A 14,088-nucleotide genomic window follows, 5' to 3' on the forward strand; every position below is an offset into this window, starting at 1 on the left:
TTGTTCCTATACCGACCTGGCCAGGCGATAGAGCATGGCCGCCCCCATCACCTCCAGTACCACGGCAACCAGCAATAGCGTCTTGCCGGCCGGGTCGCGCCACATCATCATGATGTAGGCGGCGTTCATCACAAACATCATCCCGGCCACCACCATCGGCAGCAAGCCAAGCACCCAGGCCGACAACCGCGTCTCGGACGACAGCGCATGCAGTTCCTGCTGCGCTTGCTGGCGGTCTCGCATGAAAGCGGCGGTACGCTCCATGACAATGTCCGCGCGACCGCCGTAGCGCACCGCGAGACGGAGCACGGAAGACAGCAGCATCAGTTCGTCAACCTGGTAGATCCGCGCGACCTGCAAGACCGCCTGATCCAGTTCCTTGCCTGCGCGCTGCAAGTGGATGGCCTGTACCAGGCACTGGCGCAATGGCGCCTCGGTATTGCCGATGGCAGCCTGAAAGGCCGACGGCACGCTGCTGCCGATGCTCATCATCCGGACTACCGCATCGAGAAACGACGGCAACTGCTGGCGAAGCCTCTGCCCGGTACGACGGGCTCGGTTCCAGAGCATGAAATACAGGATCACCAGCCCGATGGACAGCGCGGCCAATGCAGCCAGCCAACCGCCCATGGCAACGCCCACGAGCCCTAAGCCGATGATGGAACCACCCCACAGCGCATAAGTGCGCCGCGTCGGCGCCAGGTCCGCGCGGCGCAGGAAATCCGCCCACTTGCGCCGCAGATCGTGCTGCTTCTTGCCGGCTTGCGGCTCTGGCGTAGTCGCGTAGCGTGCCTTGACCTGCTCGGTCTGCGCTTGCAAGAACGCACGCGCGCGCTCTTCCTGCGCGCGCGCCTTGGCGCTGGACAGCAGCAGCAGGCCCAGTCCGAGCAAAACGAGAGCGGCCGCCGCAACGACCAGCGCCGCGCTAGACATCGAAGCGGTCGTCCAGGCCAAAGTTGTTCGGGCGCATGCGCGCCAGCTTGGGCGAATGCGGCAAGATGCCAAGCGAGAGCCAGCGGTCTACCTCGTTGCCGTCGGGGCCGACGAACGGCTCGTGGCGAAACAGCTCCTGGGTCGAGATGATGTTGTCGCCAAGGCCGGTGACTTCCGTGATCGAGAGGATGCGGCGCTTGCCGTTGGAGAGCCGGCCGATCTGCACGATGAAGTCGATGGCATTGGCAATCTGCCGGCGCAGGCTGGCCTCGCTGCCCTGGAAGCCGGCAAAGCCGGCCAGCATCTCCAGGCGGTACAGGCACTCGCGCGGGCTGCTCGAGTGGATGGTGCCCATGGAGCCATCGTGCCCCGTGCTCATGGCCTGCAGCATTTCCAGCACCTCGCCGCCGCGCACCTCGCCCACGATGATGCGGTCGGGCCGCATCCGCAGGCTGTTGCGCAGCAGRTCGCGGATSGWCACCRYGCCCGTSCCYTCGAAGCCGCCGGGSCGGCTCTCCAGCCGCACCACGTGCGGRTGGTTGAGCGCCAGYTCSGCSGTGTCCTCGATGGTGATCACRCGCTCGCCGTCGGGCACRWAGGTGGCCAGCGCGTTGAGCAGCGATGTCTTGCCCGAGCTGGTGCCGCCACTGACAAGGATATTGCAGCGGGCCTTTACGGCAGCCTCGAGCAGTTCGTTGACCTCGGGGCTCATGGTGCCCAGGCCTTGCAGGTCCGCAGGCGTCAGCGGGTCCTTGCGGAACTTGCGGATCGACACCACCGGGCCGGCCAGTGCCAGCGGGGGAATCACCACGTTGATGCGCCCGCCATCCGGCAGGCGCGCGTCGACCATGGGATTGGACTCATCCAGCCGCCGGCCGATCGGCGCCAGGATGCGGCGCACGATGCGCAGCAGATGCCCGCTATCGGCAAAGCGCACGGGAATGCGCTCCAGCACGCCGTGCCGGGACACATAGACGTCCAGGTGCCCGTTGACCAGGATGTCTTCCACCGCCGGGTCGTTGAGCAAGTCCTCGATCGGGCCGAAGCCCGCCAGCTCCTTGGTCAGCGCCTCGGCGATCTGATGCAGCTCGGCCTCGTTGATGGGAATGCGGCGCAGCCGCGTGAAGCTCTCCAGCTCCAGGTCGACAAAGCGGTTGATCGCGGTGCGCGACCAGCGGCCGAACTCCGCGCCCAGCTCCTCAATGCGGGTGAGCAGATGCTCATGGGCCGCTTCCTTGATATTTTGGAATTCCTGCGAAGCAGGAAAAGGCGCGGCGGAGTTATCGGAGAATTCGATGGCTTGCGACATGTCAGTTCCCAGCCCGCTCAGCGCGTATCACGCGCATGGCGCGTAGCGCTTCGGGCAGTTTTTCTTTTACCCGGCCCAACAAGCCAGCTTCGCTTGCAGTGCCGGCACGGTATCCCAGCCGATCCACCAACTGGCCAATGGCACGGACATAGGGATCGGCGGGGCTGTCATCGGCCAGCACCACGCCACGGTTGAGCGCCAGCACCAGCGCCTCGCGCCGGTCGGGCAAGGTGCCGACCGATGGCGCCTCCAGGCGCTGCGCAATCTGCTGGGCATCCACGCCCAGGCGCGCCTCGAAACGTGAGACCAGCAAGTGCAGGTCCTCGCGCTCCACCTCGCGCTTCTTCAACTCCTGGAGCAACTCCGCGGCCGAGACGATGGCGCCGACGCTCTGGTCCACCACCAACACCACCATATCGGCGGCCTTGACCAGGTGCGCCATGAAGTCGACATTGCTAAAGCCGCCCAGGTCCACCACCTGCAGGTCAAAAAAAGCGCGCAGGCGATTCAGTAGCCCAAGCGCCTCCATGAACGAGATATCCCGCATCTCCGCCAGGGTGGCCGGCAGCGGCAACACGGCCACGCCATTGCCGTGGCGCGCCAGCGCGGTCTGCACGAAAACCTGGTCGAAGCGCCGCAGGTTGCGTACGCCTTCGACAAAGTGAAAGCCGGGGCTGATGTTCATGTACAACGAGCCGTCGCGCGATGGCAGCCCCAGGTCCATCAACAGCACTTCGCCATGGCTGCGCTTGCGCACCGTCGCCGCGAGGTTGGTAGCCAGCGTTGTGGCACCCACGCCCACGCGCGCGCCAAGCACCGCCACGACCTTGCCCCGGCGTGCCGGCTCCGCCTGGACCCGCACCGCCAGCAGCCTGCGCACGATCTCGATCGCGCCAGCCGGCGGCGCGGTCATGTCGATGAAGTCCTTGGCGCCGGCCCGCAGCGCGGCCAGCATGATGTCCGGCTCTCCCGCGTTGCCCACCGCCACCAGCGGCAGCCMCGGGTACAGCTTCGTCACGTGCTCGGCCAGCCGGCTTGATGCCAGCGCCTGCTCCCGCGAGAAATGCAGGAAGACCATGCCGGGATTGACCGTGGCGATCTGCTCCACGAAGGCATCCTGCGGGCCAGCCTCGACGACCAGCCGGCCCAGGTTGCCGAGCGCATTGGCCAGCCATTGGCGCGGCTCCAGCTGTGCGGTGTTGAACAGGAAAAAGTCCATCTGACCCTGCCTTGCGCCGTCGTCCTGCTTGCCCAATGTCATTTTGAAAACCCTGGCAGCGTCGGATCGACGTATTCGCCAAGCACGTACCGGCCCCACACATTGGGATTGCCGCTGGTGCGCCCATCCTCGCTGACCGCGGCCACGGCCGCCGCGCCCTTGGCGAGCGGGCGCACCAGGCGCGGCGTGACCACGATCATCAGCTCGCGGTCTTCCTGGTTGAAGTTCAGGTTGCGAAAGAAGGTGCCGATGATCGGCAGGTCGCCAAGGAAGGGCACCTTGTTGACGTTGCTGACCGTGGTACGGCTGACCAGCCCGCCAATCACGAAGCTCTCGCCGTCGCCGAGTTCCACCGTGGTGTCGGCGCGGCGGGTCACGATGGCAGGCACCATGGCACCGTTGATCGATATGCCGCGTGACGGATCGAGATCGCTGGCTTCAGGCRCCACCTTCAAAGCAATGCGATCCTTGGCTAGCACGGTGGGTGTCACGGTCAGGCCAATGCCGAAGGGCTTGAACTGGATGGTGGTCGTGCCGAGTGCCTGCGGCACCGGAATCGGGATCTCCCCGCCGGCAAGAAAGCTCGCGCTCTGCCCTGACAGCGCCACCAGGCTAGGCTCGGCCAGCACCCGCGCCATGCCATTGCTCTCAAGCAGGCTCAGATTGGCGAAGATCCCGCGCGAGAATGACGCCGCGACAAGATTGAAGGCACTGCTCATCGGCGAGCTGATGTCGGCACTGAACGAACCCGGCGTGGAGTCTGTTCGCGGTGTGAAAGTGAACTTGTTCAGCGACGACGGAGAGAACGTACCGAAGGCAAAGCCGCCGTTGTTCCGGTAGAAATTGAACCCCACCTCCTTAAGTACAGTCTTGCTGACCTCGACCACCTTCACGTCGACCTGTACCGTGCTGCTGACTGGAATCGTGGAACGATCGATCACCACGCCGCCCTTGCCCTCAGCCGTGGCAGTGGCTGCGCGCGCCACCAGTTGCGCGCGCAGCGATGCCTGCGCATCGCGCGCCTCGCCGCTGATCAGTGCGCCCCCGCCAGATACAGCTACGTCGGGGCCACCGGGCTCGCCTCGCGTCGCATCCACCTGCACCCGGTAGGTTTGCGCGGCTTCGCCACGCGCCCAAACCATGAGCTCGGTTGCGCCGGGCTTCTTGGCCACCACCAGCACGCCGTTGGCACCCGGGCCGCTCTTTAGCAGCAACGCATCCGCCACGGCGGGATTGCCGATCGCCACGCGTTCAAGCGGCTTGTTCAGTCGTAGCTCACGCTGGCTACCCACCACCAGCTTCAGATCACGCGCACCGCCATCGGCCTGCTGCGCCCATGCCGCGGGGACGGTGCAGCAGACCGTCAGGATGGTGGCGGCCCCGGCAAGAATGGATTTCATCAATCGACTATCCAGAAATAACACTGAAAACACCAATCCAAGAGCAATCCGGCGGGCCTGCACGAGGCAGGCTTCGACCACAACGGCGTGCCTGGCTTCATTCGATCTCGCGCTTGCCGCCGCGGATCATCTCAACACTGTTTTGCGCGACGCTGCTCGCGCTCGCGCCATGTGCGCGCTGCGCAATGGCTGCGGGCGCCGGCACAGGCGGTGGCGCTGCCTTGACAGGAAGCGCCTCACCCCGCGCCCCACCCGCGATCCCTGCCAGCGCAACGCCTGCCATTGCGCGGTCGGATGGCGCCAGCGCTGCGGCAGGCGCCCCGCCTTTTGCCTGCGCCTTCGCCTGCAATACCGGTGCGGGATCCTCGAACAAGCCTTCGGTGGGAACGTCCGGATCCTCGGGGTTGCGCAGGGCCAGCAACAGGCGCCCGGTTTGCTGCGCGATAGCCAGCTTGCCGACGTTGGCCACCGGCACTGCCAGCACGGCGGTCTTCGCGCCTTCGCGGCGCGCCATCATTTGCTCGGGCGGAGGCTTGGCGGCTTCATTGACCGTCCCCGCGCCATAGGCCAGCACGCGCAGGCGCGCGAGCAGCATGCGCGCCTGGCTGCCTGCGATCTCCTGTCCATCGCGGCGGAACACCGCGAACACATCGACAAAGTCGCCCGGCTGCACCTGGTTGCCAACGCCAATCACTTCATCAACCGCGACCGCTACCGCGCGCTCGCCCTCTTTCACCTGGGTGGCAAGACCCGCCAGCAGCTGGCTTTCGAGTACCGGCACGTTCGCGCCAATGCTGACCAGCGGCACCTGGCCTGCCACGCGGGCTACCTCGGTGTAAGCCCCCGCCGGATTGATGGGCAATTGCTCTACCTTGAGCGCGTCAACGGGGACTGGCTTGCCGGCTTCGATCGGCTTCGCTGTGACCACCACCGGATACGACTGCGCGCTTCCCACCACGGGCTCCGCTGGTTTGGCCGGTGTACGGGCCACGCGCCACGCGAGCAACGCCAGCAACGCGGCAAGGACGAGCAGCACGATGGCAAGCACGCGGATCTGTTTGCTGGTCATGCGAAATCTCTGGTTTGGATAAATGGAATCTGGCTTGGGCACATGTTGGCAAACGGTGTCCGCTCGTGGCGTGGGCAGATCCTCATGTGTCAGGTGCCAGTTGCACCGTCGCGCTGCCAGTCAGCGTTGTGGGAATGGGTACCCCAGGTATGACCGGCAAGATCGCGCTTGAGGGAAGGTTCAGCGTCACCGTGACGCAGACCGAGCCGCTCGGATTGGCGCAGGCAACAACTTGCGCAATATTGGCGGTGGGAATGACGCTGCTGATTGAGGCAGGCAACACGGCCAAGGCCGTCGTCGAAGCCGCGCTCACCCGCAAGGCTTGCGTGGCGGCCGCGTTATTGGCTGATGCCCCGCTGGGGTAACGCAGGGCGGCACGGGCACCTTCTTCCGCGGCAAGCGTCAGTGTCTGCTGCAGGGCCAGCACGATGCCGAAATAGACAATGCCGATCACGACAGCCAGAAGAACCGGCAGCACAATGGCAAATTCAAGCGCAGCCGTTCCGGACGAGCGCGTCCGCACGGCGTGGTTTCCCCGCAATGGCATACTTCACCCGGTTATCTTTTACTTTTTTTGCGCCAACCGGTGACGCGGGCRCCAGGCGGTTGGCAATTGACTATCAGACCCCCGCCCGCGCGGCAGCTACCTTCCCAAAATCATCCAGACCAACAAGCCGATCGCAAGGTACGCGGCGTACGGAATGCCGCGTTCCTCCGCGGCATGGCGCGCCGCGCCAGGGACGCTCATGCCGCCTCCTCGCTGCAGCAAGCTTGCGAAATGGTCTCGCCATACAGCCCAGACCGCGCCAGCTTGCATGCGCACCAGCAAGGCATGCGCAAGCGCCAGCAGGCTGCCGACCACCCATACCGTCACCAGCCCCATGGGGCCAGTGAACAAGCCTGTGACGGCGAAGAACTTGATGTCGCCCGCGCCCATGCGGCCGAGTGCATATACCGGCAACATGACCAGCAAGCCCACCAGAAAACCGAGCAGCCGCGAAATCAGCCCAGGCTCAGGGGCAGGCCCGAACGCAAGCGCCAGGCTCATTGCCACGATCGTGGCAACCAGCACGGCATTTGGTACTTTGCGATAAGCGAAATCGGTCCAGATGATTGCCGCGCAGAATAACGCGGCAATTAGGGCTAACACTTAGCCACCGGCTGCGGGAAGAATGGCCGTGACCCTGCTGCTCAAGCGAGTGAACAGAGCACTGACGTCGGTGCCTAGTTGAGTGACCGTGGTGATAAGAGCCAGAGCAATGAGACCTGCAATCAACCCATACTCGATTGCAGTTGCCCCTTGTTCGTCCCGAAGAAAGCGTGTCAAAGCGTTTTTCATGATGTCACTCCGATTTTGATTTAATACATCACCCAGCGTCCGCTTACCCCTTCGATACCACCTCGCTCTTGTGGCCAGGTTAGTACCGAGCGGTAACGCTGGTGAACAATTTATAGATCAAAGCCATGTCTCAACCATACCCCCCCTTGGAGTTATAGTTGTCTCAGCATAATGGCTGACGTCCGTTTGAAAACAGTGTTTTTTTAAAGAGCAAAAGTTCTACTCGCGTCAAATACCACACCCGTTCGGGTGAGCCATGTGGCGCGGTGTCATGTAAAAGGATGCGCAGCCGCGGGGTAAGGACGACTGCGCACCGTAAAGACGTATTCGGCGTATTCGACGTATTCGACGTATTCAGATCAACGATTAACGAGCCAGGCCGCCGAGCAGATTGGTCAGCCCCGGCGCGTTCGGCGTGGTCGATGTCGTCGAAGCCGCACCCGCTGCCGTGTTGCGCGCGCCGCTAAGCACACCCGTCACAGGTGCCAGCAAACCGGCCAGAGGTCCCAGCGCGCCGGCAGTGCCAGTGCCTGCGGAAGCGCCACCCGTCACGCCGCCAAGCAAGCCGGTCACGGGTGCCAGTGCGCCTGCTGCGCCTGCGCCCGAGCTGGAACCGCCCGCGATGCCACCCAGGGGCAGGTTGCCGAGCAACCCGCCGAGCGGATTGCCGCCGGTGCCGTTGCCGTGCACCAGCACACCGGCCCCGGCGACGGTCTTGCCGGCTTCGGTCACGATACCGCCGAGGCTGGAGACCAACGGGGCCTGGCTATTGGTCAGCAGGCTGCCGCCGCTGGCCACGGAGTTGCCAAGGGTGGCCAGCAGCTTGTCCAGCGGCGCGCCAAGGCCGGTGGCGCCGCCAACCGTTTGCGTAACGGTGGTGAGCTGCGTGGTCAGCGGCACGATCACCTTGCTCACGCTGCCGGTGACTTGCGCCACGGGACCGGTCGAGAGCGCCTCGCCGAGCTTGCCGCCAGCCATCGTCACCGCGCCGCCAACCTGATTGACCAGGCCGCCCACGGGTGTAGTCACCGCACCTAGCGGCGCCAGTTGCCCGGTACCGAGGCTGCTCACGAGATCACCCGCGCTCGATACCGTGACGCCGGCTTTCTGCACCACGTTGCCCGTGCTGGACACGGTGATGCCAAGCGGATCGGTGACTGCACCCATATTGCCAAGGCCGTCGCGCACACCCACGCCTAGCGTGCCGACCGTGTTACCCGCGTTTACCACTACGCCGCCGAGCGCGTTGCGCGTGGCGTCAGGAAGCAGCGGCACTTGCGCAGCCTGGATCTGCTTGCCGATATCGCTCACCGCGTTGCCGGTTGCCACCACCGTATTGCCCGCGCCTTCAGTGACCTTGGCGGTGGGCGTGGTGTCGGGCGTCGCAGCCGGTTTGTTCGGAGGAGGCGTGGTTGGCGTGACGGCGCTGGGGCTCACGCCGCTACCGGATCCGCCGGAGGAGCAACCTGCCAGCAGCAACAGTGCGGCGGCACAGGCGAGGGTCATGGATGACATCGGGGCGAAATGCGCTTTCATGGGATCTCCTGGTCTTCCTCGCGGAAGGTTCTCCTTTGGAACTGCAATCGAATTGGCTCTTGGACGATGCATGCGAAGCCTTGAGCGCGGAACGCAATACCGCAATACCGCAATACGACTAGGGCGTTTGCTCCGCGCCGCGCTGTGCGCCGCGCTTGTCGGGAGCCAATACCGCAAGCTGCGTGCCACCCGCGTGGCACGCAGCCGGCAATGCAGTCCATCAACCCTGGCGCCGCCGTGCAAACCGTTGTTTGACGCGGGATGGCGAACATGGGCCAGCCACGCGTCGCGTTGCACAACAAGGCGGCCCCATGCCGCGCGGCGTGTTACGTGCTACGTAACGTGTTCCCCCCTCGATGTTCCCGATGCGCAACTGCGCACGCACAGTCTGCCCACACGCTGCCGACACGGTGGCATGCGACCGCGGCGCAGGGAACAAGTCCACGTTGTTCCCTATGGGCGCCACGGCGTTACGTAACGCGTAACACCGAAACACCGCACAGCGCGCTCATGTCTGGTCCTTTCCCGGCTATGTCTCATCCTCTTCAAACCCAGGCGTGGCAAGGCCTGGCACGTCTTTATCGGGTGTCCGCGCGCGGTCCGGCGGCATGCTGGCACGCACTGGCACACCCTTTGCGCTATGCAGTGACACCACGGCAGGCGCCACGCGCACCGTGATTTCACGACGAGAAGAAAAAAGGGAAAAGGTCATGCGTACTCAACAGATCCTCATCACGGCACTGCTCGGCTCGCTGTTGGCACTCGGCGGTTGCGCAAGCGGTGGCGGCACGACGTCCATGGATACCGGCAGCGGTGCGGGCAGCAGCAATGGCGGCGGTACCAGCGCAGGCACCACCGGCACCACCGGCAGCGGCAGCGGCACCAACGCAGGCACGGGCGGTGGCAGCAACGGTGGCAATTCCGGCGGAAACAATGGCGGCAATAACGGCGGCAACAATGGCGGCAATAACGGTGGCAACACAGCCGCGCTGACGCCGACCAGCAAGATCGTCGATCAAGCGGGTGGCGTCGTAACCTCGGCCGGCAACGTGGTGAGCGACCTCGGCACGCAGATCAAGAACACCAACCTGCCGATTCTCTCGACCCAATCCAAGGAGGGCCTGGGCGGCGTGGTCGGCTCGCTCGGCGCCGCGGTCAGCACCCTGGGCAACGGCGTGCAAAACGGCCTGGGCAACATCCCAAATGCCACCAACCCGCTCGGCACCACGGTGGCAAGCACCGGCGGCGTGGTCAGCCAGGTGGGCAATGCCGTGACCAACGCCGGCTCGCTCGTCAGCGGCCTGGGCAGCGGTCCGCTGTCGCCCCTGGCAGCCGTCACCACGCCGGTGGGCTCACTGGTTTCGCAAATCGGCACCGCGGTCAATGGCGCGGGCGCCCAGCTCGGCGCGGCCCTCTCGACCGGCCCCGTGGAGCAGCTCACCGGCGGCGTCAGCAAGCTTATCGTGCCGCTCACCTCGCAACTCACCGGCGGCACGCAGACGCTGGGCGCGGCAACCGGCCTGGGTGCTCCGGTCAACAACCTGCTGGCGACGCTGGGCGGCGGCCTGGCCACGGCAGGCAACACAATCAGGCAGACCAACACGCCGGTGGTGTCGGGCGTGGGCGGCATCGTCGCCGGCGCGGGCAGCACGGTGGCCGCGCTTGGCGGCGTGGCCTACAACCCGGGCGGCACGGGTAGCGGCAACCCGCTGGCGCCGGTCACGAGCCTGCTGGGCGGTCTCACGGGTGGACTGACTGGTGGCAGCGCAAGCGGCCCGCTGGCGCCTGTCGCCAGCCTGGTCAGCGGCCTGACCGGTGGGCTCACCGGCGGCCTGGGCGGCGGCAGCGCAAGCGGCCCGCTCGCGCCTGTCACCAGCCTGGTCAGCGGCCTGACCGGTGGGCTCACCGGCGGCCTGGGTAGCGGTAGCGCAAGCAGCCCGCTCGCGCCTGTCACCAACTTGGTCAGCGGCGTGGTGAGCACGGTCGCCGGCGCTGCCGGCGGTGCCTCGGGTGGCGGCGCAGGCAATGCGCTTGCACCGGTTACCGGCATCGTCGCGGGCATCACCGGCGGCAATGCCGCAAGCAGCGGCAGCGGCAGTGGCAGTGGCAGTGGCAGCGGCTCGGGCAACAACGCACTGGCGCCGGTTACCGGCCTCGTGAGTGGCCTGCTGGGCGGCCTCGGCGGCAAACGCTAAGTATCAAGCAGGCAATGCATGCTTCGCGCTTCGTGCGCCTGCATGTAAGAATTAAAAAAGGGGCGCGTTCGACGTGCCCCTTTTAAAAGAGAACGCGATTGGCCACGCAATAGCGCCAAGGGTAGCGGCACCCCTGGCGTCATTGGCACAGCGCGTTAAAGCCGCATGCTGATTTTTACGGATCCAGGGGTATTACCATGACGCACACACGCCTGCGTGTTGCCACGTTGCTGCTCGGCATCGGCGCCTGCAACAGTGTCCTTGCGGAGCCACGCAGCCCGATCCTTGGCGATCCCACGCAAACCTTGCCTAGCATCGCACCTGCGCGCCCGCCACAGAGCAACGTCACCGTGCAGGTGGAGCGGCCGGACTCCGCGCTGCAAAACCTGCTTACCAGCAAGCTCACGCCGCAGCGATTCCAGATCGAAGGCGTGAAGGCGATCCCATTCGCGGAGATCGCAGCCAGGTTTGCACCGCTGGCCGGCAAGGAAATCACGGTGGGCCAGCTGCTGGCGGTGGCGAATGAAGTCACCCAGATGTACCAGCAACGCGGCTTTCCGCTGTCCTTCGCCTTTGTCCCGACGCAGAGCTTCGAAAATGGCAATGTGCTGGTCACGGTGGTGGAAGGCCATGTTGCCACCATCACGATCCGCGGCGAAGCGGGCCCGGCCGAAGGCCGCCTGCGCGCCATTGCAGAGCAATTGATGCAAGACGAGCCGCTGCGCCGCGAGACCTTCGAGCATTACGTCAACGTGCTGGCGCTGCAGCCCGGCATGCAGGTGGCCGCTACCGTGCAGCCGCCGCAGACCACGGACGGCGCCTGCGAGATGGTGCTCGAGGTCAAGCGCAAGCCCTTTACGTTTGGCATGGGCCTGGATTACAAGGATCCGAGCGTGCGTGGCATCTTCACCGCCACCACCAACAGCCTGACGCCGCTGGGAGAACAGATATCGGTCTCCGCGCTAGCGCCCCGGGGCCCGGACCACGAGGAATACTACGTCGCCAGCTATGGCCAGCCGATCGGCACCGAGGGCATGATGGCCCGCCTGAGCGCCTCGCATTACCGTGGCGTGCCTCAAAACGGCACGCTGGCGCAAATCGGCTTCGATACGCGTTACGTGAACGACACCAAGCGCCTCGGCGGCACGCTCAGCTATCCGGTGATCCTCAACAACGCGCACTCGCTCACGGCTACCGGCGGCCTCTATGCCAACGACCAGTTCGAGCGCTATACGCAGTCGGGCACGGGCAGGCAGATCGCGCTGACCACGCATGTGCGCGTGCTGAGCGCGGAACTCGCCTACGTGCAGCGGCAGGAGGGCCAGACCCGCAGCGCCACGCTGGGCGTCTACAAAGGCATGAACGCGCTCGGCGCGAGCCGTGAGAACAACGTCAACGACCTGGACTTCGTGCGCAGCCGGCTGGTGGTGTCGCAGGCCACCGACTTGCCCTGGGGCTTTGGCGTGGCGGTGTCCGCCGCCGGCCAGTACAGCGGGCAGCGCCTGGCGTCGAGCGAGCAGATCAGCTTTGGCGGCCGCTTCTTCGGGCTCGGCTATCCGGCGGGCGAGGTGGCGGGCGACAAGGGCTGGGGCGCGTCGGCTGAGATCAACCGCCTCTTCACGCCTGGCCTGACCTACCTGAAGACCGTGCAGCCTTACGTGCTGACCGACATGGCGCGCGTGTACTCGAACAGCTTGTCGCTGGTACACCGCACGCTGCAGTCGGTGGCCATCGGCCTGCGCTTCTCGGACCGGCGTTACTACACGCTGGATGTCTCGGTGGCGCAGCCGGTTGGCGACAAGCCGACCAATGCCTCGCGCCGGTCGCCGCGCCTGAACGCGACATACTCTTATCAGTTTGAATAGGTGACGCGTGGTGGCGAGTAGGTGGCGAGTAGCTAGCGAATGGACAGCAAGGACGAAGCGTCTTTGGGAATTTTCCACTTAGCCTTGCAGATTTTTCCGAATTCTTGCGGCGTAGATGCAAATGATACTTGTTTGCATTCATTGTCAACCGCAGCAGTCGGAGAATCATGCAAAGCGCCCTCGTCACCAGGACCAAGAAGAAACTCAACGCCATCCCGCGCCTGACAGGCGCGGTTGGCATGGCCATCGCGGCCGCGCCAACGGCTGCCCAGACCGCAGGAAGCACCAAGGTGGTGGCGGCGGAGCTGCCTGCGGTCATTGTCAGCGGCTCGGCCCCTAACCAGTTCAAGACCGACAGCACCTCCTCGGTCAAGACGCCTGGCGCGTTGCTGGATACGCCCAGGTCCATCATGGTGATCCCGCAGGAACTGATCCAGAGCACCGCCTCCACCAGCCTCACCGAGGCGCTGCGCACCGTGCCCGGCATTGCATTTGGCGCGGGCGAAGGCGGCAACCCGGTTGGCGACCGTCCGTTTATCCGTGGCTACGATGCGCAGGCCAGCACCTTCCTGGATGGCATGCGCGACATCGGCGCGCAATCGCGCGAGATGTTCAACATCGAGTCGGTCGAGGTCACCAAAGGGCCGGCCGGCGCCTACGACGGACGGGGCTCGGCGGGCGGCAGCATCAACATTGTCAGCAAGTCGCCCAAGCTGGGCAGCTTCGCCGAAGGCAATCTCGGCGTGGGCAATGCCAGCTACAAKCGCGGCACCGCCGACGCCAACTGGCAGTTCAGCGGCCACGCCGCGGCGCGTGTCAACGCCATGTTCCAGGATGCGGGCGTGCCCGGCCGCGACAGCACGCATCAAGAGCGCTGGGGCTTTGCCCCGTCCGTCGCCCTTGGCCTTGGTGGCCCAACCCGGCTGACGCTGTCCTACTACCACATGGAGACGAATGGGCTGCCCGACACCGGCATGCCCTACAACAACCCGAACTTCGTCCCGCGCACCGATGGCCGGCCGCGTACACGGCTGCCCGGCGACGGCTCACCGCTCAAGTTGCCGCGCAATACCTACTACGGCCTGGTCGACCGCGATTTCCGCAAAGACAGCGCCGACGTCGCCACCGTCCGCTTCGAACACGATTTCAGCCCGGCACTCAAGTTCCGCAACCAGACGCGCGTCGGGCGCACCAAGCAGGACTACCTGTGGACGCGCCCGGAC

General features: G+C 65.3%; 13 protein-coding genes. 3 read left to right on the forward strand and 10 right to left on the reverse strand.

The window, feature by feature from the left end; all coding sequences use genetic code 11:
* Window positions 1–6 precede the first annotated feature (6 nt).
* The 10 genes from AC1DS3_RS11650 to AC1DS3_RS11695 form a co-directional block, all read right to left on the reverse strand.
* Window positions 7–933 carry a type II secretion system F family protein gene (locus AC1DS3_RS11650; protein ID WP_441639059.1) on the reverse strand — a complete coding sequence of 309 codons (927 nt, stop codon included), beginning with the start codon at window positions 931–933 and terminating at the stop codon, window positions 7–9.
* Window positions 926–2,242 carry a CpaF family protein gene (locus AC1DS3_RS11655; RefSeq protein WP_477127196.1) on the reverse strand — a complete coding sequence of 439 codons (1,317 nt, stop codon included), beginning with the start codon at window positions 2,240–2,242 and terminating at the stop codon, window positions 926–928. Before AC1DS3_RS11655 ends, AC1DS3_RS11650 begins: the two co-directional genes overlap by 8 nt.
* A gap of 1 nt (window position 2,243) precedes the next feature.
* On the reverse strand, window positions 2,244–3,461 hold the full coding sequence (locus AC1DS3_RS11660) for a CpaE/TadZ family protein (protein WP_477127200.1): 1,218 nt from the start codon (window positions 3,459–3,461) through the stop codon (window positions 2,244–2,246).
* A 38-nt stretch (window positions 3,462–3,499) separates the two neighbouring features.
* Complete coding sequence (locus AC1DS3_RS11665) at window positions 3,500–4,861, reverse strand: type II and III secretion system protein family protein (protein ID WP_477127197.1); 1,362 nt, start codon at window positions 4,859–4,861, stop codon at window positions 3,500–3,502.
* 97 nt (window positions 4,862–4,958) lie between these two features.
* Complete coding sequence (gene cpaB, locus AC1DS3_RS11670; RefSeq protein WP_441639053.1) at window positions 4,959–5,930, reverse strand: Flp pilus assembly protein CpaB; 972 nt, start codon at window positions 5,928–5,930, stop codon at window positions 4,959–4,961.
* 82 nt (window positions 5,931–6,012) lie between these two features.
* Window positions 6,013–6,477 carry a TadE/TadG family type IV pilus assembly protein gene (locus AC1DS3_RS11675; protein WP_441639051.1) on the reverse strand — a complete coding sequence of 155 codons (465 nt, stop codon included), beginning with the start codon at window positions 6,475–6,477 and terminating at the stop codon, window positions 6,013–6,015.
* 96 nt (window positions 6,478–6,573) lie between these two features.
* On the reverse strand, window positions 6,574–7,080 hold the full coding sequence (locus AC1DS3_RS11680; protein WP_441639049.1) for a prepilin peptidase: 507 nt from the start codon (window positions 7,078–7,080) through the stop codon (window positions 6,574–6,576).
* Entirely contained in the window at window positions 7,081–7,269 is a 189-nt protein-coding gene (locus tag AC1DS3_RS11685; RefSeq protein ID WP_441639047.1) for a Flp family type IVb pilin, read from the reverse strand.
* A gap of 366 nt (window positions 7,270–7,635) precedes the next feature.
* Window positions 7,636–8,805, reverse strand: a complete 1,170-nt coding sequence (locus AC1DS3_RS11690) for a collagen-like triple helix repeat-containing protein (protein WP_441639045.1) — start codon at window positions 8,803–8,805, stop codon at window positions 7,636–7,638.
* A gap of 529 nt (window positions 8,806–9,334) precedes the next feature.
* A complete protein-coding gene (locus AC1DS3_RS11695) occupies window positions 9,335–9,517 on the reverse strand; it encodes a hypothetical protein (RefSeq protein WP_441639043.1) in 183 nt (60 codons plus the stop codon).
* Here AC1DS3_RS11695 and AC1DS3_RS11700 point away from each other — a divergent pair.
* From AC1DS3_RS11700 to AC1DS3_RS11710, 3 genes are all read left to right on the forward strand, one after another.
* The gene (locus tag AC1DS3_RS11700) at window positions 9,516–11,000 is read left to right on the forward strand and encodes a collagen-like triple helix repeat-containing protein (protein WP_441639042.1); all 1,485 of its coding nucleotides are present in this window, start codon (window positions 9,516–9,518) and stop codon (window positions 10,998–11,000) included. The genes AC1DS3_RS11695 and AC1DS3_RS11700 overlap by 2 nt on opposite strands.
* 197 nt (window positions 11,001–11,197) lie before the next feature.
* On the forward strand, window positions 11,198–12,865 hold the full coding sequence (locus AC1DS3_RS11705; RefSeq protein ID WP_441639040.1) for a ShlB/FhaC/HecB family hemolysin secretion/activation protein: 1,668 nt from the start codon (window positions 11,198–11,200) through the stop codon (window positions 12,863–12,865).
* Window positions 12,866–13,032: 167 nt separating this feature from the next.
* A partial coding sequence (locus AC1DS3_RS11710) for a TonB-dependent receptor (RefSeq protein ID WP_477127198.1) occupies window positions 13,033–14,088 on the forward strand: 1,056 nt, incomplete at its 3' end.

Source organism: Cupriavidus sp. 01L46, from assembly GCF_056399905.1.

What these genes read in the sequence shown, in the direction of transcription:
- AC1DS3_RS11650 (WP_441639059.1), bottom strand. Translation starts at nt 933, where the DNA reads ATGTCTAGCGCGGCGCTGGTCGTTGCGGCGGCCGCTCTCGTTTTGCTC.
- cpaB (WP_441639053.1), bottom strand. Translation starts at nt 5,930, where the DNA reads ATGACCAGCAAACAGATCCGCGTGCTTGCCATCGTGCTGCTCGTCCTT.
- AC1DS3_RS11675 (WP_441639051.1), bottom strand. Translation starts at nt 6,477, where the DNA reads ATGCCATTGCGGGGAAACCACGCCGTGCGGACGCGCTCGTCCGGAACG.
- AC1DS3_RS11685 (WP_441639047.1), bottom strand. Translation starts at nt 7,269, where the DNA reads ATGAAAAACGCTTTGACACGCTTTCTTCGGGACGAACAAGGGGCAACT.
- AC1DS3_RS11690 (WP_441639045.1), bottom strand. Translation starts at nt 8,805, where the DNA reads ATGAAAGCGCATTTCGCCCCGATGTCATCCATGACCCTCGCCTGTGCC.
- AC1DS3_RS11700 (WP_441639042.1), top strand. Translation starts at nt 9,516, where the DNA reads ATGCGTACTCAACAGATCCTCATCACGGCACTGCTCGGCTCGCTGTTG.
- AC1DS3_RS11695 (WP_441639043.1), bottom strand. Translation starts at nt 9,517, where the DNA reads ATGACCTTTTCCCTTTTTTCTTCTCGTCGTGAAATCACGGTGCGCGTG.
- AC1DS3_RS11705 (WP_441639040.1), top strand. Translation starts at nt 11,198, where the DNA reads ATGACGCACACACGCCTGCGTGTTGCCACGTTGCTGCTCGGCATCGGC.